The organism is Acinetobacter sp. CWB-B33 (assembly GCF_039655955.1).
Classification (GTDB): domain Bacteria; phylum Pseudomonadota; class Gammaproteobacteria; order Pseudomonadales; family Moraxellaceae; genus Acinetobacter; species Acinetobacter bouvetii.
Genome location: NZ_JAGFEU010000001.1, coordinates 1,090,101 through 1,107,543 on the forward strand (window position 1 = coordinate 1,090,101; position 17,443 = coordinate 1,107,543).

Annotated in this window: 21 protein-coding genes; 13 read left to right on the forward strand and 8 right to left on the reverse strand. The window is 40.5% G+C overall.

Annotation, left to right across the window (positions count from 1 at the left end):
* Positions 1-272 precede the first annotated feature (272 nt).
* The gene (locus JZ784_RS05245) at positions 273-1,361 is read left to right on the forward strand and encodes an OmpW family outer membrane protein (RefSeq protein WP_346314259.1); all 1,089 of its coding nucleotides are present in this window, start codon (positions 273-275) and stop codon (positions 1,359-1,361) included.
* A 60-nt stretch (positions 1,362-1,421) separates the two neighbouring features.
* On the opposite strand, the gene JZ784_RS05250 is transcribed toward JZ784_RS05245, so the two are convergent.
* Complete coding sequence (locus JZ784_RS05250) at positions 1,422-1,796, reverse strand: rod shape-determining protein (RefSeq protein WP_346314070.1); 375 nt, start codon at positions 1,794-1,796, stop codon at positions 1,422-1,424.
* Positions 1,797-2,218: 422 nt separating this feature from the next.
* Here JZ784_RS05250 and JZ784_RS05255 point away from each other — a divergent pair, with 422 nt between their 5' ends.
* Together JZ784_RS05255 and JZ784_RS05260 are read left to right on the forward strand one after the other, a co-directional pair.
* Entirely contained in the window at positions 2,219-2,728 is a 510-nt protein-coding gene (locus JZ784_RS05255; protein WP_346314071.1) for a cytochrome b/b6 domain-containing protein, read from the forward strand.
* Positions 2,729-2,747: 19 nt separating this feature from the next.
* Positions 2,748-3,632: a cation diffusion facilitator family transporter gene (locus JZ784_RS05260; protein ID WP_346314072.1), complete on the forward strand. Its 885-nt coding sequence runs from the start codon at positions 2,748-2,750 to the stop codon at positions 3,630-3,632.
* 322 nt (positions 3,633-3,954) lie between these two features.
* On the opposite strand, the gene JZ784_RS05265 is transcribed toward JZ784_RS05260, so the two are convergent.
* Positions 3,955-4,269, reverse strand: a complete 315-nt coding sequence (locus JZ784_RS05265; RefSeq protein WP_346314073.1) for a metalloregulator ArsR/SmtB family transcription factor — start codon at positions 4,267-4,269, stop codon at positions 3,955-3,957.
* Between the two features lie 105 nt (positions 4,270-4,374).
* Here JZ784_RS05265 and JZ784_RS05270 point away from each other — a divergent pair, with 105 nt between their 5' ends.
* The 8 genes from JZ784_RS05270 to JZ784_RS05305 all read left to right on the forward strand — a co-directional run bounded on the left by JZ784_RS05270 (position 4,375) and on the right by JZ784_RS05305 (position 9,781).
* On the forward strand, positions 4,375-4,791 hold the full coding sequence (locus JZ784_RS05270; protein ID WP_346314074.1) for a YeeE/YedE thiosulfate transporter family protein: 417 nt from the start codon (positions 4,375-4,377) through the stop codon (positions 4,789-4,791).
* Complete coding sequence (locus JZ784_RS05275) at positions 4,792-5,208, forward strand: DUF6691 family protein (RefSeq protein ID WP_346314075.1); 417 nt, start codon at positions 4,792-4,794, stop codon at positions 5,206-5,208.
* A 2-nt stretch (positions 5,209-5,210) separates the two neighbouring features.
* Positions 5,211-6,083, forward strand: a complete 873-nt coding sequence (locus JZ784_RS05280; RefSeq protein WP_346314076.1) for an MBL fold metallo-hydrolase — start codon at positions 5,211-5,213, stop codon at positions 6,081-6,083.
* A 69-nt stretch (positions 6,084-6,152) separates the two neighbouring features.
* Positions 6,153-6,932 carry a sulfite exporter TauE/SafE family protein gene (locus JZ784_RS05285; RefSeq protein WP_346314260.1) on the forward strand — a complete coding sequence of 260 codons (780 nt, stop codon included), beginning with the start codon at positions 6,153-6,155 and terminating at the stop codon, positions 6,930-6,932.
* 100 nt (positions 6,933-7,032) lie between these two features.
* Entirely contained in the window at positions 7,033-7,428 is a 396-nt protein-coding gene (locus JZ784_RS05290) for a rhodanese-like domain-containing protein (protein ID WP_346314261.1), read from the forward strand.
* A gap of 54 nt (positions 7,429-7,482) precedes the next feature.
* Positions 7,483-7,818: a carboxymuconolactone decarboxylase family protein gene (locus tag JZ784_RS05295; RefSeq protein WP_346314077.1), complete on the forward strand. Its 336-nt coding sequence runs from the start codon at positions 7,483-7,485 to the stop codon at positions 7,816-7,818.
* A gap of 292 nt (positions 7,819-8,110) precedes the next feature.
* On the forward strand, positions 8,111-8,389 hold the full coding sequence (locus JZ784_RS05300) for a hypothetical protein (RefSeq protein WP_346314078.1): 279 nt from the start codon (positions 8,111-8,113) through the stop codon (positions 8,387-8,389).
* Positions 8,390-8,623: 234 nt separating this feature from the next.
* Positions 8,624-9,781 carry an MFS transporter gene (locus tag JZ784_RS05305; RefSeq protein ID WP_346314079.1) on the forward strand — a complete coding sequence of 386 codons (1,158 nt, stop codon included), beginning with the start codon at positions 8,624-8,626 and terminating at the stop codon, positions 9,779-9,781.
* Here the strand turns inward: JZ784_RS05305 and JZ784_RS05310 are convergent.
* Complete coding sequence (locus JZ784_RS05310) at positions 9,744-11,171, reverse strand: diguanylate cyclase (protein ID WP_346314080.1); 1,428 nt, start codon at positions 11,169-11,171, stop codon at positions 9,744-9,746. The genes JZ784_RS05305 and JZ784_RS05310 overlap by 38 nt on opposite strands.
* A gap of 301 nt (positions 11,172-11,472) precedes the next feature.
* On the opposite strand from JZ784_RS05310, the gene JZ784_RS05315 reads away from it, so the two are divergent.
* A complete protein-coding gene (locus tag JZ784_RS05315; RefSeq protein ID WP_346314081.1) occupies positions 11,473-11,961 on the forward strand; it encodes a hypothetical protein in 489 nt (162 codons plus the stop codon).
* 61 nt (positions 11,962-12,022) lie between these two features.
* Here the strand turns inward: JZ784_RS05315 and accC are convergent, their stop codons facing one another.
* From accC to JZ784_RS05335, 4 genes are all read right to left on the reverse strand, one after another.
* Positions 12,023-13,387 carry an acetyl-CoA carboxylase biotin carboxylase subunit gene (accC, locus tag JZ784_RS05320; protein WP_005010084.1) on the reverse strand — a complete coding sequence of 455 codons (1,365 nt, stop codon included), beginning with the start codon at positions 13,385-13,387 and terminating at the stop codon, positions 12,023-12,025.
* Positions 13,388-13,404: 17 nt separating this feature from the next.
* A complete protein-coding gene (gene accB / locus JZ784_RS05325) occupies positions 13,405-13,824 on the reverse strand; it encodes an acetyl-CoA carboxylase biotin carboxyl carrier protein (RefSeq protein ID WP_005010083.1) in 420 nt (139 codons plus the stop codon).
* An 18-nt stretch (positions 13,825-13,842) separates the two neighbouring features.
* On the reverse strand, positions 13,843-14,298 hold the full coding sequence (aroQ, locus tag JZ784_RS05330) for a type II 3-dehydroquinate dehydratase (RefSeq protein ID WP_005010082.1): 456 nt from the start codon (positions 14,296-14,298) through the stop codon (positions 13,843-13,845).
* Between the two features lie 261 nt (positions 14,299-14,559).
* Positions 14,560-15,846 (reverse strand): Y-family DNA polymerase, encoded by a 1,287-nt coding sequence (locus tag JZ784_RS05335; RefSeq protein WP_346314082.1) that lies wholly within the window; start codon positions 15,844-15,846, stop codon positions 14,560-14,562.
* Between the two features lie 377 nt (positions 15,847-16,223).
* Here JZ784_RS05335 and JZ784_RS05340 point away from each other — a divergent pair, with 377 nt between their 5' ends.
* Complete coding sequence (locus tag JZ784_RS05340; protein WP_219189383.1) at positions 16,224-16,709, forward strand: hypothetical protein; 486 nt, start codon at positions 16,224-16,226, stop codon at positions 16,707-16,709.
* Between the two features lie 112 nt (positions 16,710-16,821).
* On the opposite strand, the gene umuD is transcribed toward JZ784_RS05340, so the two are convergent.
* On the reverse strand, positions 16,822-17,418 hold the full coding sequence (gene umuD / locus JZ784_RS05345) for a translesion error-prone DNA polymerase V autoproteolytic subunit (protein WP_346314083.1): 597 nt from the start codon (positions 17,416-17,418) through the stop codon (positions 16,822-16,824).
* Between the last annotated feature and the right edge of the window lie 25 nt (positions 17,419-17,443).

Here is a 17,443-nt window from a genome sequence, read left to right on the forward strand (position 1 = left end):
CCACGAACTAAAGTTGAGCTAATAATTTAATAAGAAAGAAACTATTTTATAGCTAGAAAAATAAAAAAATAGCGATTGTCTCTAATTGATAAATATAGGCTCAAAATGATATGAAAAACAATGTTTTTAATCCATAGAATATCAATTGTTACATATGGCAAATTTAAAAATTTAAGCATATGTATAAATAAAACAAAGAATTGTTTTTACAATTAATTAAAAAATGCTAATGGAGTTAGCGCATGAATCTTACAAAATCTATAACAGCGATAATGCTGTTTGGGGTTACACACACTGTTTTAGCAAATAATCCCGATGGTTTTAAGCGGTTTTCAGTATCTGCTGGTTGGCTGCACGTCATGCCTCAAGGGAAGGCTAATCCGTTTAATATTAATACGGCTGTGAAGAAGGGGACTGTAGCCACTGTTGGATCAATTAGTGAAGGCGCTTTCGTAAATTCTATAGATCCTAATGCTACCAATATTGATTATGGAACAAATACCCCTTTTAATACCAAAGATTTGCTCAAAGATTATGCTGAAACTGGGGTTCTCAAAGCGATAGGTATATCTGATGCAGATGGAAATATCATCGCAACAGAGTCCGGCACAGCAGTTGTCAATGGATTGGATTCATGGCAATCAGGAGGAACAGGCCTGGAAGCAGAGGATGTTGATACATTAGGTTTAACATTTAATTATTATCTTAATGATAATGTATCGTTGCAATTCATTGGGGGGCTTCCACCCAAGGTCGATATTAAAGGCAAAGGTGAAATTACAGCACCTTTATCAGGCCATGCTTCACCAACAGGTATTTCTGGAATGATATTTCCTGATGGTTTAGACCTTAAGCAAGATATTCCTATTACAAATCTTAGCAATAAATCAAAAGCTGCAACTGCACGCGCTTGGACACCTGCGTTAGAAGCACAGTATCAATTTGGTAAGAGCGGTGTAAATAAGTTTAGACCCTATATTGGTGCAGGATTGATGTATGCCTATTTTAATGACATTAAGCTCAACTCAGAAATTCGATCAGATTTGGAAGCTGCGGGTCATATGATTCAAAATGTTTTAGATAATAAAGCAGGGGCAGCGCTAGATGGCAAAGTATCCTCTGGTATTATGCGTGTAGATGTCGATGCTGATGATGCAATTGCACCAATTATTACCGCTGGTTTTACCTATGATTTGAATGACCATTGGTACGGTGTAGCGTCCGTTTCATATGCTAAATTGAATAACAAAACTACAATCAATGTTGTGAATGAATCTACAGGCCAACAGTTAATTCATGCTACAACTAAAATTGATATTGACCCATTAATTACTTATTTAGGTGTAGGTTATCGTTTCTAAGGATTTTTTTTATGAAAAAGCCCTCATTTGAGGGCTTTCTAAAAATATAAAGATCAATCGTTATTCGCTTTCAATAGGATTTCCATCAAGATCATAAAGCTTTACTTCTCGTGCGCCAGTATCAAAAAATAATTCTTTAAAAGCACGTATTTCAATTTTAGCCAAACCACCTTGTACCGGTTCCATAATTTGGACAATCGCGATAGGAGCTGTGGGCTTGAAAAAAGATAATCCTTTACAATGGTGCTTCATCAAAGCTTTTAATGTAATTGTAGCACTTTCAAAATCTGCCAAAATCATTCTTGGATGATTATATGGAATTGGGGGAATTTCTATTGATTTGACCGCGCCATCATTCTGCATCAAACACATGCGATCTTTATAAAAATGTATCCATATGGCTTTAGGATGTTTTGTTAAATGATCTTTGATCATTTGAGACCCTAGTATAGAAAATTACCTGATTATAAATATCTTTTCTTATAATTTTCAATTGCATTCAGTGTGATTCGAATACATCAGAATTGAACTGCTTGAAAAATTACATTTAGTATTTGTTTTAGTAAGGGTTTAGGTTGCTGTTTATGCGCAGTGTGTGAATTAAATAGCCCTCGAATGAGGGCTATTTTGTGTAACATTCCATTATGTAAAATGGAGGTGACCAAGCTACTCTTCGTCTCAAGATGCTATCATTTTCAGCAATTAAAAATCGTGGAAATGATCTCAAAAAATTCAACTATGGAAAATATCTTTCGTAAGAAATTTATTGTAATTTTATTATGGAAATTAATAAAATTTTAAGATCCTTTTTATAGGATATTGAAATATATTTGATATTCTATAAATTTGGTATAAGTATGAAAAAGAAATATCCTCTTCCTATAATGATCATACATTGGCTTACGCTTCTCTTTGTCATGCTAGCTTATATTACTGGGGGAGATCCAACAGTACATTTAAAAAGTGGAGAAATTCATGTTCTTGCTGGAATATCAGTGTTCTTGTTATTTTTTATTAGAATTATAACGATTTTTATTTACAGAAAAGATCTTCCGCTTAATAAACCGCTGAGTAAATATCAAAAAAAATTATTTTTGATGGTTAAATATACTCTTTATTCATTGTTGTTTTTAATCCCTGTGTTGGGCTTTTGTACTTTGTCTGGTTTAACAGATAATTATCAGCTATTCGGAATTAATTTACCCTTAATTAGTAATTCATGGGATACCGAAAAAATTGGCAAAACTCATGAATTTCTAGGAAATTTTTTTATGGTGCTGATTGGATTTCATGCATTAGCCGCATTAATTCATCATTATGTATTTAAAGATAATGTACTGAAAAGTATGCTTTATTTTAAAAAATGAACAAAGAGCTTAAAAGATTATGATTGAATCAAATATTGATCTTGAATTGAGAGCAAAAGCGGCTTCAAAATCAACATGGGTAAGTATTGTTGTTAATATTTTCTTATCGATTGGACAGATTTTCATTGGTATATTTTCGAAATCGCAAGGTTTAATCGCAGATGGTGTTCATACTTTAAGTGACTTAGTTGCTGATTTTATTGTACTCGTGGCGAATCGTCATAGTCAAAAAGCTCCAGATGATGTACATCCTTATGGTTATCTACGTTTTGAAAATGCAGCATCTTTTATACTCGGCCTAATTTTATTATTTGTTGGTATAGGAATGTTATGGACGGCAACGCATAAGATTCTTCATCCTGAACAAATTCCACAAGTCCATAGTATGGCACTTTGGGTTGCGATAACTGCATTGCTTTGTAAAGAATTCTTGTTTCGCTATATGCTCTCAATCGCAAAAAAAGTAAAATCTAGTTTATTGGTTGCGAATGCGTGGCATGCACGTTCAGATGCAGCCTCTTCTTTTGTTGTGGCATTAGGAATTATTGGTAATCTTGCAGGTTATCCAATTCTTGATCCAATCGCAGCTTTAATTGTTGGTTTTATGATTGCTAAAATGGGTTTCGAATTTAGCTGGGATGGTTTACATGATTTGATGGACAAATCGGCAAATGAAAACGAAATTTCAGCTATCAAAGAAACATTATTGAAACAGGAGGGTATATTGGGTTTGCATCAACTTAGAACAAGAAAAATGGGCGACATGATTATTGTAGATGTTCATTTGGAAGTAAGTGGTGAACAAAGTGTCAGAGATGGACACAAAATTGCAGTAGATGCAAGAAATGAAGTTCTTAAAAAGCATGATGTAATTGATGTCGTAACTCACATTGACCCAATATAGATCATTGTAGAAAAGCCTTATATCCGAAATAAACATGAGTATATAAAACAGTCCGCTTTGATATTAGCAAAAGTGCTTATTCTAAGAACGTACATTTCTATTTGAGGCTTACACATATATAGGAGGGCATTTTTTAATTTTTAAAGAACGAGGATACTCATCTTTAGAAATAGGCCAATTATTAGATAGCAAAGCTTAGAATATCAATCATATTGTTCAGGTATTAGATCTAGATGAATAGAATAGCTGCCGATACCATTACGATTTCTCTACTAAATCTGTTCAACGTTATGCTTATAGAAATATAGGTCATATATTTAGATTAATCGTGACTACAATAAATTTCATAAAGTGTCTGCATGATTTTCAAAACACGTATATCACTCAATTGGTAAAAAATCTGTTTACCTTCCCGTCGTGTCGAGACAATCTGATTGTTTCTTAACACAGTTAACTGTTGCGACAAGGTTGGTTGGTAGATATTAGTGTGTTGTTCAATCTGTTGTACGTTTAGCTCGCCTTCTACTAAAACACACAGAATTTTAAGACGATCTGGATTTGACAAAACTTTTAGACAATCACTGACAAGATCGACTTGTGAAAAGTCTATTTGCGTTTTTAACTGAGTAGTGTTCATGAAAGTGTCCTAATAATGAGATACAAAAAATTCAAATCTTTTTCTTGATTAATTAAAACTATTATATAATATAAAAATATATATTGTAAGTGGGTATATTACCTTATGCATGATTTTCTGATCGCATTTGTAGGTGGATTGCTTCTTGGCGTAGCTGTGGTGGGTTATCTATATGTGCATGGTCGTATCGCTGGAATCAGTGGTTTAATCGGACAGGTGCTGAACCATAAAACGATGTTTAAAACACCTGCGATTTGGTTTCTATTGGGCTTAATCACGGTGCCATTTATCTACGGACTGTTTGTTCAACCAGAAATTGAATTGAATGCGAGTCCACAGATGATGGTGGTTGCAGGTCTCTTGGTCGGCTTTGGCACACGCTTAGGTTCAGGCTGTACCAGCGGTCATGGCATTTGCGGGATAAGTCGTTTGTCTAAACGTTCCATCGTAGCCACCATGAGTTTCATGTTTGCTGGTTTTGTGGCTGTCTATATGATTCGTCATATCACAGGAGCTTTCTAAATGAAAAACTTTCTGGCTTTCTTTTTTGGCGGTTTGTTTTCTGTGGGGCTGATGGTATCAGGTATGTCGAATCCAGAAAAAGTCCTCGATTTCCTTGATCTGTTTGGGGATTGGGATGCCAGCCTGGCCTTTGTGATGATGGGTGCAATTGCTGTGGCATTTATTCCTTTTCAAAAAGCGTTACGCACTCAGGCACCGAAAACGATCTTTAATGAACCGATCGATTTACCAAAGAATAACAAGATTGATCCTAAACTGATTTCGGGCAGTCTGCTCTTTGGTATTGGTTGGGGAATTGCCGGGATATGTCCTGCACCAAGTTTTACCTTGATTGGTCTTGGACATTATCAGATTCTGTATTTTATTGTTGCGATGCTTGCAGGCGTGTTGATTCACCGTAAGTGGGTAGGAGCTTAATCATGTCAAACTCCCCAATCGTAAAAGACTTTTTCCATGAAGTTACCAATACGTTTAGTTATGTAGTAAGTGATCCTTCAACGAAAGCCTGTGCAATTATTGACAGTGTGCTGGATTATGATGCGGCATCTGCCAGCACCTCGACCACACATGCCGATCAGCTCATTGCCTATATCAAAGCGCAGGGTTTAACCGTCGAGTGGATTCTGGAAACCCATGTCCATGCCGATCACTTGACTGCAGCGCAGTATCTCAAAGCTGCGCTCGGGGGTAAAATCGCCATGAGCCAGAAAATTGCGATGGTCCAGGAGACTTTTGCTGCGATCTATCATCTGGATATCAAGCAATGGAATACCCGGCAGCTGTTTGACTACCTGTTTGAGGATGATGAGAAATTCCAGATTGGTTCCATCGAGGCATATAACATTCCCACCCCTGGACATACGCCGGCCTGCCTGAGTTATGTCATCGGTGATGCCGTGTTTGTGGGCGATACCTTGTTTATGCCGGATTATGGCACGGCACGCTGTGACTTTCCACGTGGTAGTGCAGCCATGCTGTTTGATTCGGTACAGCGCCTGTTTGAATTGCCGCAGACTACCCGAGTGTTTCTATGCCATGACTATTTGCCAGAAACACGGGATAGTTATGTGTGTGAGACGGATATCCAGACGCAAAAAAAACGCAATATTCATATTCATCATGGCACGACCAAAGCTGAATTTGTCGAGATACGTAACAAGCGCGATGCAGGCTTGAGTATGCCTAAACTGATTCTGCCTTCGATTCAGATCAACATGAAAGCAGGACAGTTCCCTGAACCGGAAAAGAATGGGGTTTCTTATTTAAAGCTTCCGCTGAATTACTTCAAATAGGCAATTTCAGGATTAAACCAGCAGGTTCTTTTATTTTGAATCACTGGAGTTAAGAGAGGTATAGGTGTGATGTGGTTGATACTGGAAGGGCTGGCCATCGGTGGCTTGCTGGGTTTAACCGGTGCGGGTGGTGGTATTCTGGCTGTGCCGGCATTGATGGCAAGTCAGGGCTGGACGGTAGCACAGGCTGCACCTGTAGGCTTGCTGGCAGTGACCCTATCAGCACTGGTTGGAACATTTGAAGGTTTGTCCAAGCGCATTGTGCGTTATCGTGCTGCGCTCTGGATTGCACTGATCAGTATTCCTGCAGCACGTTATGGCGTGCATCTGGCTGGAATTATCTCTTCCGTATGGCTCACGCTGGCTTTCAGTTTGGTGATGCTGATCATTGCTTACCGGATTTTTTTTAATAAAGTCCATGATCATGGAGATGCACTGTGCAAGGTTAATCAAATGACTGGTCGCTTGATCTGGAATATGAAAACCGCATTATCTCTCGGTGTTATTGGTCTCGTGGCAGGTTTACTGACCGGTTTGCTTGGAGTAGGTGGGGGATTCGTGATTGTCCCAGCACTGCGTAAAGTGACTGACCTGGATATGCGCAGCATCGTTGCAACTTCTCTGATGATTATTTTCCTGATTGGCGGTGTCAGTATTTCTGCACACGTACTGAATGGCTTTCAATACCCTGTTTCGGTCACGATGACTTTCGTTCTGGCCTGTATTGTGGGCATGATAATAGGACGTCGTGCGATGCACAGGATAGACAGTAATCAGATCCAGAAAATTTTTGCCACGACCGTGATTGGGGTAGCGATGTATTTAATCTATTCAGCGCTCATGGGCTAAAACAGCGGGTTGGGAATTTAAACTAAAGTGCTTTTAATCTACCTAATCATAGTTTCTAAAATATTAATATGATTTTAATGGCTGAGGAAGAATGAAAATGATGAAAACTGCAGAGCAATTGATCCAGAATGCAAAAAGCCGGATTCAGGAAGTGAGCGTAGATGAACTGTTTGAAGCGATGAAAAACCATAAAACCATTCTGATTGATGTTCGGGAGCCGGATGAATTTCAGGTGGCAGCGATAGATCGGGCGGTGAATTATCCTCGTGGTGTTTTAGAAATGAGAATTCACCAGCATCCTGTGGCGAGTCATCATTGCGATACCCTGCAGGCACTAGAGCATCTTAAAGATCAGCCGATTTATCTAATATGTGGCACGGGGGGACGTTCAGCATTGGCAGCCGATAACTTACAGACTATGGGTTTTACTCAGGTCAAGTCTGTGCAGGGTGGTTATCAGGCCTGGCTGCAACATGGTTATCCGGTAGAGAAATAAGCTATTGAATAGGTGAACAACCTTATTGTTGATTGTTTAATGTGAGAGGCAGTGATGAAATACAAAGAATTAACCCAGAATATTTCAGGCAGTTTAAGAACCTTTACTCAGGATTCACCTGATTTAATGAAAAGTTTTAATCAGTTGTCCCAGACGGCTATGCGTGACGGCGTGATTGATCCCAAGACCAAGGAAATGATTGCTCTAGGGATTGGTGTTGCATCGCGTTGTGATGGTTGTATCGGTTTTCATGTCAGAACCTTGGTTAAAATGGGTATGACCCTGCAGGAGCTGGAAGAACTTTTAGGCGTTGCTGTATATATGGGCGGTGGACCGTCATTGATGTATGCTGCAAATGCACTGGATGCCTTTAAAGAGTTTTCTAGTTGATTCCATATAGAGATAAACATTGAAGAGTTACTGATTTCATATATAGATTGTAATAGCGGACCGCCTGAAAAGGCGGTTTCTTTTGCGCCATTCAATGTTGCCATGGTTGCTGAACACAAGTGGGGCATTGTATGTGGGATAAATCTCATCAGGAAAGACCGGTTGCGGTGGATCTGGAAAGTTAAGAAGAAAAGCCCGGTCTCGCTTTATCGCTTCGAAGTTTGAACACATAGACTTCACCTTGATTTCTAATTATCATCCCCACTTAAATAATAACTCATAAAGAATAAAAATGATTTCAAAGCAATTTTATAAACCATCAGCTCTATTTAAAATCATCTGCGCTGCACTAGCCGCTCTAAGTATTGCTTTGTTTATTTATTTTCAGTATCAAATGCGACCAGAAGTACTTGGCGGCTTTAATGAGGATACAGAAGAGTACTACGGCTACCGCTATGCACGTGATAACCAACTTAAATCCGCAGATCAATGTGATGATGAAAAAGATGATCCAGCCATGAAGATTAATTCAAGTTTTATAATTGGGTGTAAGGCATATTTTAATAATTAGGCTCAAAATATTTTTTGTCTTTTTCTGTAAACATATTGTGATAAAATTCTAGTCATAAATTGACCGTAAATCAGTATATTAGAATAGCAGTCTACAAAAAATCAATAATCTACAAAAAATTAAAAATGTAGACTGATTTGTAGACTGTTAGAATGCAAGTAGAGGTATATGAATGCAATCCAATGCAACTATTAGTGTTTTTAAGGTGTTGAAAATGCAAAGGATTACAAGGTAATGCAACCTATTCCAATCCAGTTAAAACTAGGTGGATTCTACTTTTTCTACTACGCGATTGTTGGCACATTCATGCCATTTTGGAATTTGTATTTAGAAGATCAAGGGTTTAACTATCAAGAAATAGGCATTCTTTCTTCAATTGCTATTATTACCCGTTTTTTTGCGCCGTTCATTTGGGGCTGGGTGGCTGACAAATCAGGCAAGCGTATGCTGCTGGTGCGCTTTGCAACATGGATGGAATGCTGTATTTGGCTATTGATTTTTGTCATTCCAAACAGTTTTCAATCTATAGCCTTTTTGATGCTGATTTTCAGTTTTTTTCAAAATGCGATTCTAGCTCAATTTGAAGGTGTGACTTTATTTTGGCTGGGCGACAAACGTACTGAGCTTTATGGCAAGGTCCGAAAATGGGGATCAATTGGTTTTATAGCGGGTGTATTTTGCATTGGCGCGCTGCTCGAAATTATTCAAATTTCCTGGCTGCCCATCCTGCTGCTTTGCATAGCGTCATTGGCATTTCTATGGTCTTTTTGCATTAAAGAACCGACTTCTGCTCCTCATTCACAAAAACAGCTGGAGCCTTTATGGCCCATTTTAAAAAGGCCTGCCGTGGCTTGTTTTTTTGTCATTGAGTTTGTGCTACTTTTTTCACATGCGCCTTTTTATAGTTTTTACAGCAATTATTTACATCAAATGGGCTATTCAATGGGGCAGATCGGCATGCTTTGGTCTGTTGGGGTCATTGCTGAAATTATCATGTTTACATTTGCCAACGTATTTTTAGCCCGGTTTTCATGGCGGGCACTGGTATGTTCATGCTTGATTCTAACCGGGTTCCGCTGGGCTATTGTGGGATTATATCCTCATGAATTTGCATGGCAGTTTGTTGGGCAAACCATTCATGCTTTCAGTTTTGGTTTATTTCATATGATTGCAATGCGTATTATTTTCCAAAATTTTTCTGCAGGGCAGCAAGGCCGAGGCCAAGCTTTATATAGCACCATGTGGGGCTTAGGTGTTGCAAGCGGCAGTGTGCTTGCGGGGCATTATTGGAGCCTGCTTTCAGGTCAAGTGGTTTTTTTGCTGGCAGGCGCTTCCACATTGGCAGGCTTATGTTTTACAGCTGGATTGCCGAAGAAAATTCAGATGAATTAAAGCTGGCAACTTGATTACGGCCCTGTTTTTTAGCTTGATACAGGGCATTGTCGGCATTATTGATTAAATTCTGTAGGGTTCTCTGTTCTGTAAAATTATGATGCATAATGCCGATACTGACGGTAATGTGCAGCGGCGCCTTGGTATGGATGCTAATTGGAGAGTTCTCTGTAATCGCGCGAATGCGTTCTGCAATCGCATGAGTTTCTTGCAATTGCACGTTTTGCAGAAAAATCACAAACTCCTCACCGCCGATTCGGGCAAACAAGTCATTATTGCGTAGATTGTGCTGCACAGTTCTTGCAAAATGCTGCAGAACGAGATCACCAGCATAGTGCCCATGCTGATCATTCAGATTTTTAAAATGATCAATATCCAGCATAATAATTGAAAATGGGTGGCGCTTCGCATTTTGCATCAGCAGCTCACTTTGCTGAAAAAAATACCGGCGCGTCATTGCGAGAGTTAGGCTGTCATGGTTGGCTAAATACAGAACCTGCTTGAATAGCTCATGACGGTTTTGACTGATAATGCACAAAATCAGCGGCGCTAAACTTAGCATGAATAAGCCAATCCGCACGGAAATTGACGTGGATAGATATGCGCTGGATGATTCTGACAGATAGAATTGATTCAAGCTGTGGTAGGTTGCCAGCAGTACTGCAAAGTTAATGACTGCTACCGAAAATAGCCTATACGTCAGCGCTGCCCAAATTAAGGCGGCAAGCGGGTAGAGAAGCGCCCCAGGACCCGCTAGAAAATAAGTCATAAGCACGCAAATAAAAATCGCAATGAGCGGGAAAATATGACTGAGCGGATATTGCTTATGTCTTCTTTCGTAAAGAGTAAGCTTAAGTTCGCCTAGAGTCGGCATGGACAAAATTAAAGGGATAATTAAAATTGCATTAACCAATTCGCCAGTCCACCACATTCCAAAATCTATCCAAAAACGGTCGGCAGACATAAAGGTATTGGGCACATGCGGTATGGTAAATACGGCAAAGGCCGCGCCAGCTAAACAGCCGGCAAATGCGCAAATGGCAAACAAATATAAAAAGGTAAAACCTTTATTATAATTGCGGTAATTGATTTGAAAGTAATTGATAAAAAATAAGGAGACAGAGACGTTGAGTAAGTTTGAAAGAGACAGAAAAAAAGTCAGATCAAAACCATTTCCAGTCAGCAGGTCTGCCGTCATATAGGCAGTAAATGCGCCAATCCAGCCTCCAGCATTATTCAGCTGCGGGAAGCGCAAAAAAATGGCCAATAAAGCAGCATTAGCTGGCCAAAAGAAGGCAAGGAAAGAAAGAGGGCGAGTCAAAATTCCGAGAAGGCAGCACAGAAAAACGGTGATTGCAATAATGGCAAATGCCTTGCCTTGTTGGGTCATGGGCACGGATGAATAATCTGGGTTATACAAGTAGACGCATCTCTTCCTGAAAATAGCCTAAGCTTTTGGTATTCTTAGACTAAAGCTTAATCAACTGGATTATTTTAATCGATAAATTGCCAATGAATGTGAAGAAATTATGGAAATTGTGAGTTTCTTTTGAAAAATAATGAAGTGCATTATCTAAATCAGCAGTAGGCTGTGCTGCCTGAAAATGATTGTTATAAAATGGTGATAAATGAATGTTTTTTAAAAAAATGTGGTAATTTATAGCACATGGTTTATATGACTGAATAAACGTATGAAAAAAACATATTTAACAGTTTTACTTATGCTGTTTGCTTCTGGCGCAATTGCTGCAGACAATAAAAAAATACCGCAAAATCAAACTGCGGATGATCAGGTTCATGAAAGTACGGCAACAAATTACCGCGTGACGACACGTCCAGAAATTGTCGGCCTATGGGGGATGGAAATTCCCAATAACCGCAAGTGCCGAGAATATTATAATTTTAAAAGCAATAATGAGGTTGTGATTAAAAGCGGTGCGGAATGGTCAACGGGCGTATATGATTATCAGCCTTCACAGGATCAAGGCGTGCAATTGCCCGCGCTTATTTTACAAGTGAAATATGACAATAACGAGGTTGACTGCTCTGGCAATCAGTCTGATCAAACGGGTGAGATTTCACAGTATTTTGTGCAGTGGCAAAATCCCAGCACAATTAGCTTCTGTTCTAATGAAAAAGCAGAACAGTGCTTCGCAACACTGCGCCGTGTGCTGCCTTAATTAATTTAAAAATTGAGAAATAAAAAACCGCTCATTGAGCGGTTTTTTATTTCATTCAGACTTATGCTTTGTCTTCATGGCCTTCAACTTGTTTCAGCAAATGCTTCTCCAGATAGTGGATGTCCATTGCTTGTTTCGTGAAGTTTTTATCTTCTAAGATCAAATCTTTATGAAGCGGAATATTGGTTTTAATACCCGTTAGGATCATTTCTTCCAGCGCTTGCTTCATGCGGGCAATTGATGTTTCACGGTCTTTGCCGTGAGCAATCAGTTTGGCAATCATTGAGTCGTAGTACGGCGGAATGCTGTAGCCCTGATAAATATGAGAGTCTAAGCGAATGCCTGCACCGCCTGGCGCGTAAAAATGCTCGATTTTACCCGGTGATGGCATAAAGGTGGTTGGATCTTCTGCGTTAATACGGCATTCAATCGCATGGCCTTTACACACCACATCTTCTTGCTGAATATCCAGCCCAAGGCCGCCCGCAATGCGAAGCTGCTGTTCAATAATATCTACACCTGTCACCATTTCAGTGACTGGATGCTCTACCTGAACACGGGTATTCATTTCAATAAAGAAGAATTCACCATCTTCGAATAAAAATTCGAATGTGCCTGCACCGCGGTATTGCATTAATTTACATGCATTTACGCAAGCTTCTAAAATATCTGCGCGCGCTTGTTCCGGCAAACCGGGAGCAGGAGCTTCTTCCAATACTTTTTGATGGCGGCGCTGCAAAGAACAGTCACGGTCAAAAAGATGGATAGCATGGCCATTGCCGTCACCCAGAACTTGAACTTCAACATGGCGTGGCTTCTGCAGGAAACGCTCCATATAGACCGTATCATCGCCAAACCACATTTCTGCATCACGCTGCGCCGCTTGAACAGATTCAAGCAGGGTATCCACACGCTCTACAATCCGCATGCCGCGTCCGCCGCCGCCTGATGCCGCTTTAACAATCAGCGGGAAGCCGATTTCTTTTGCTTCAGCAAGGGCATTGTGAATGGTGACTGCATGGTCACAGCCTGGAACCGTTGGGACACCAGCTTTTTTCATGGCAATAATGGCAGAAACTTTGTTCCCCATTAAGCGGATGTGTTCTGGGCGCGGGCCGATAAAGATAAAACCTGAATTTTCTACAATTTCAGCAAATTCCGCATTTTCAGATAAAAAGCCATAGCCGGGGTGAATAGCGTCTGCGCCTGTGATTTCCGCTGCGGTAATAATCGCAGGAATATTCAGATAGCTTTCGCTGCTTGCACCAGGTCCAATACATACGGCTTCATCGCAGAAACGCAAATGCATCAGGTCTTTATCTGCATCGGAATAAATCCCTACGGTTTTTATTCCTAAAGTTTTGCAGGCCCGAGTGATACGCAGCGCGATTTCACCACGGTTTGCAATTAAAACTTTTTGCAACATTATTTTTCCCCGAGGTCTTAGGCGCGGTAGCGGAACAATGGTTGACCGAATTGGATGACATCACCGTTTTTCACTAAAATTTCTTCAACCACACCGCTTTGAGTTGCTTCAATTGGGTTCATGATTTTCATTGCTTCAATAATGCCAAGTGTTTCACCAGCTGAAACTGTTTGACCTACTTTAACAAAGGTTGCTTCACCTGGGCTTGGCGCAGCATAGAACACACCCACCATTGGTGAAGTTTCTACTGCACCGCGAGGTGTTTTGGCAGCAGGCGCTGCTGCAGCTGCAGGCGCGGGCATTGCAGGAACTGCTGCCGCTACAACTGGACTGCGACGAGTCAAAGCAATCGATTGGTCGCCTTCTTTAACTTCTATCGCCTGTAAGTCAGATTCAATCATCAAATCGATGAGTTTCTTGATTTTACGGATATCCATGAGACAGTATTCCTAATTTTAAGATTGTAAAGATGGCTGGATTTTGTCGATAGCATAGTCAAGTGCGGCTGCATAGCCTTTTGCACCTAAACCGCAAATTACGCCAACGGCTTTATCCGACAAATATGAATGATGGCGGAATGCTTCGCGCGCATGCACATTGGATAAGTGAATTTCAATAAACGGGATCGCTACACCCAGCAGGGCATCCCGGACTGCCACAGAAGTGTGTGTCAATGCTGCTGGATTAATAATGATGAATTGCACGCCGTCGATCTGTGCTTGATGAATTCGGTCGACAATTGCACCTTCCCAGTTGCTCTGGAACGTATCGAGTGAAATTGATGCATTTTGCGCTTGTGCAATGAGCTGCTGATTTATATCCTCAAGGGTGAGATAGCCATAAACTTCTGGTTCTCGCTTTCCCAGCAAATTTAGATTCGGTCCGTGAATGACCAATATGGTCGAACTCATTCAGCTTGCTCCAATTGAAAGTTGCAAAAATACTTTGCAAGATATCTGCAAAGTTTGCTTATTATGGCATGAAATTCCACATTTCTTTTATAATTTCTTTGAATTGACGTAGAAAGCATATGCCAGAATTGAACAGTATAATGAGAACTTTGCAAAGAATTGGCAATGTTAAAAGATTACATTTTTTAGAATTATCTGTTTTTTTTTATTTTAAACTGAATTGGCGAAAACTGTTCATATCATTTGTGTAAAGGATGCAGGTCATCCGACACTTAAAAGTTCTTTCCAGCAGGTTGTATACCGCGGTGAACGGTGCTCTTGCTTCATTTTCCATGTTTGCATTGCAGAGGAATATCCCGTTTGAATGCAGTCCGAACCATATCTATTTCGCATTTTCAATAGAGTATGCATCAGTTGATCCCGCTGCTGAATTTTTGCTAATGGCTGCCATAAATCATAAATGTGATGCTTTTTTTCATGCAATGCGCCAAACATGACGGCAACCTTTACATATTGGGTATTTTCCTTAAATAAAACATCAATTTGATGCAAGCATGCGTGGTTAATCATGAGCAGGTCATCTGTGGCATACTCTAGGCCAACTGCGTGGGAAATACTCTTTTTATAAGGCGGATAAGGGACTTTTTCGTAGAGGGACACATGCAGTGAAGCGCAAAGCTGCTGCTGTTTGGACAGCCTGCTGTGCGCTCGGCCCACGTGAAAGATCACCGCTTGTTTAATGATCTCTTTATCTGTTAAGGGTTTAGCGAAACTCCGTGATGAGAGAATCTGTTTAGATGGAATGCCAGGGGCATCCAAGGCAATGCAGGATTGACCTTTTAGCTCACGAATGGTGCGGGCTATCAGGACTGAAAACTGTTTCGCTAGGTGATGTTCATTGGCAAAAGTTAAATCGTAGCAGCTGCGGATGTTATAGCTGTCGAGTTTTTTGCCGATTTTACGTCCAATTCCCCAGATTTCAGATACAGGTGTTTCCATCATTAAACTTTCGACACTGCATAAATCCATTTCAGTCAGGTTGCAGACTGACTCAAATCCGTAATACGTCTTGGCAAAATGATTGGCAAGTTTGGCTTGCGTTTTACTGCTGCCAATGCCGATGCAGCAAGGCAGCCCAAGCCCTTGCTGAATGGTTTTGATTAGTCCGCGGCAATAATGCTCCAGTTCAAAAAGGCTGCTGTAACTGGTTAAGCGGATAAAGCATTCATCGATAGAGTAAGGTTCTAAGTCATCGGGGTTAAAATACTGTTCCAAAATCATAAAGAAGCGGCGGGACATATCTGCGTAGAGCGCATAGTTGCTGGAAAAAACCTGTACACCGGCCTGTAATGCATCTTTTTTGACCTCATGCCAAGGCATTGCCATGCCGATGTTCAGCGCCTTGGCTTCATTGCTGCGCGACACTACACAGCCGTCATTATTGGATAAAACGACGACAGGCTTTCCATTGAGTGAAGGGTTGAAAACCCGCTCACAGCTGACATAGCAGTTGTTGATGTCAATTAAAGCAAAAATTTCGTCAGACATATTGCAATTATTTTGAAAAAGTTACAAATTCAAAGTGAAGCTTAAATGGATTTTTACCTGAGATCAAACGGTCTGTAAGAAATCAGATAAAAGGTGTAAATTCTGTGAGTGTTTTGCCTTGAATTGCAGGTGGGATATTTAAGTGAGTGGGTACATATCCGCTTTATTAAAAGGCGGAAAACAGCATTCATTCTGCTGGCAGGGGATGCTAAATCTGTCGAAAAAACAGGCATGTCAAAAGGGGGAAGCAATAAATTCCGGCTGCTGCTGTGTAAAATAATGATTTTTCTTCGGATCACGGTATAGTAAACACTGAAAGAGGCGTTAAAGAACAGTTCATGAGAACGCAAACAGATTACATCGTATAAGAGGGTAAGATGAAAAAGATAATGGGCTTAGCCCTTAGCGCAATGCTGATGTCTGGCTGCGCAGCGCTTCCAGAAAGTGAAAATGTAGGAACCCGCGGGCTGCTTTTGTGTGAAGCGAATGAAATATGCCCTGCAGTGCTGGTGAGCTGGAATGAACAGAAAAAAGATGTTCTGGATATGAAAATCAGCTTGAATAGCGTCAGCCATTACTATGCAATCAAGCATGTCAGCTTCAGCAATGGTCAGAAAACACTAGGCTTTGACCCAGTTGCTGCGACAGAACAGGAAATGATTCTCGGCATGTACCGTTCACGCGCTGAAGTGACTGTTCCAGTTAAGCTGATGGCTGATTTAAAAGTGAAAGGTCAAAAACAAGATCAGTCTATTACCATGAGTTTGGAAACAGACAAAGGCACAATCACCCGCTATGTGCTGAAAAATGGTCAAGAATCATTGCTTTTTCAGCAGTTTAAGCAAGTATATTCAGCGTCATAAGCTATAGCTTATTTATATTTTGACTCAAATAGCGTAATTTAAGCGCCAGAATATCTGGTGCTTTTTTATTGCGGCGCAGATTTAGGCGTGTATATGCATAGCCGCTGAAAGTTTAGCGCAGTTTTTTCAGCACGCAGGTGACTACACCCCAAACCAGAAACTGCTCTTCACTTTGAAAGTGGATATCTGGGTATTCAGGGTTTTCGGCCTTAAGCCATATATTCTCTGAGCCATCATCCTGCTTTTCTTTCATTAATCGCTTTACCGTAAACTCATTATTAATCAGCGCTAAGACAATATCGCCATGCTCGGCCGTCAAACTGCGGTCAATTAGGATTTTATCTTCCGCATCAATGCCGGCATTCTTCATGGAAAATGAATTGACCCGCAATACAAAAGTCGTTGCGGGGTTATGTACCAGATATTCATTCAGGTCGATTGATTCTTCCGCATAGTCCTGTGCCGGAGAGGGAAAGCCGGCAGCTACCGACTCCAAAGGCGATGGAATTTGCAGCGCCGTGCGGAATTGAATCGGCATGAATTCGGCTTGAGGACTGCGGTCATCAGCAGGCACAGGCTTGAGCCATTCTTTGATGGCAATAACTTTAGATTCAGGTACGCGCATCACCACCGTTTTTTCCTGATAGTGAGCTTTGCGCCCTGCATTTGTGCGTTTTCCGCCCCGATTTTCCTGTATAGAATCTTTCATGAAATTGCCCTGTAGTAAATGGGAT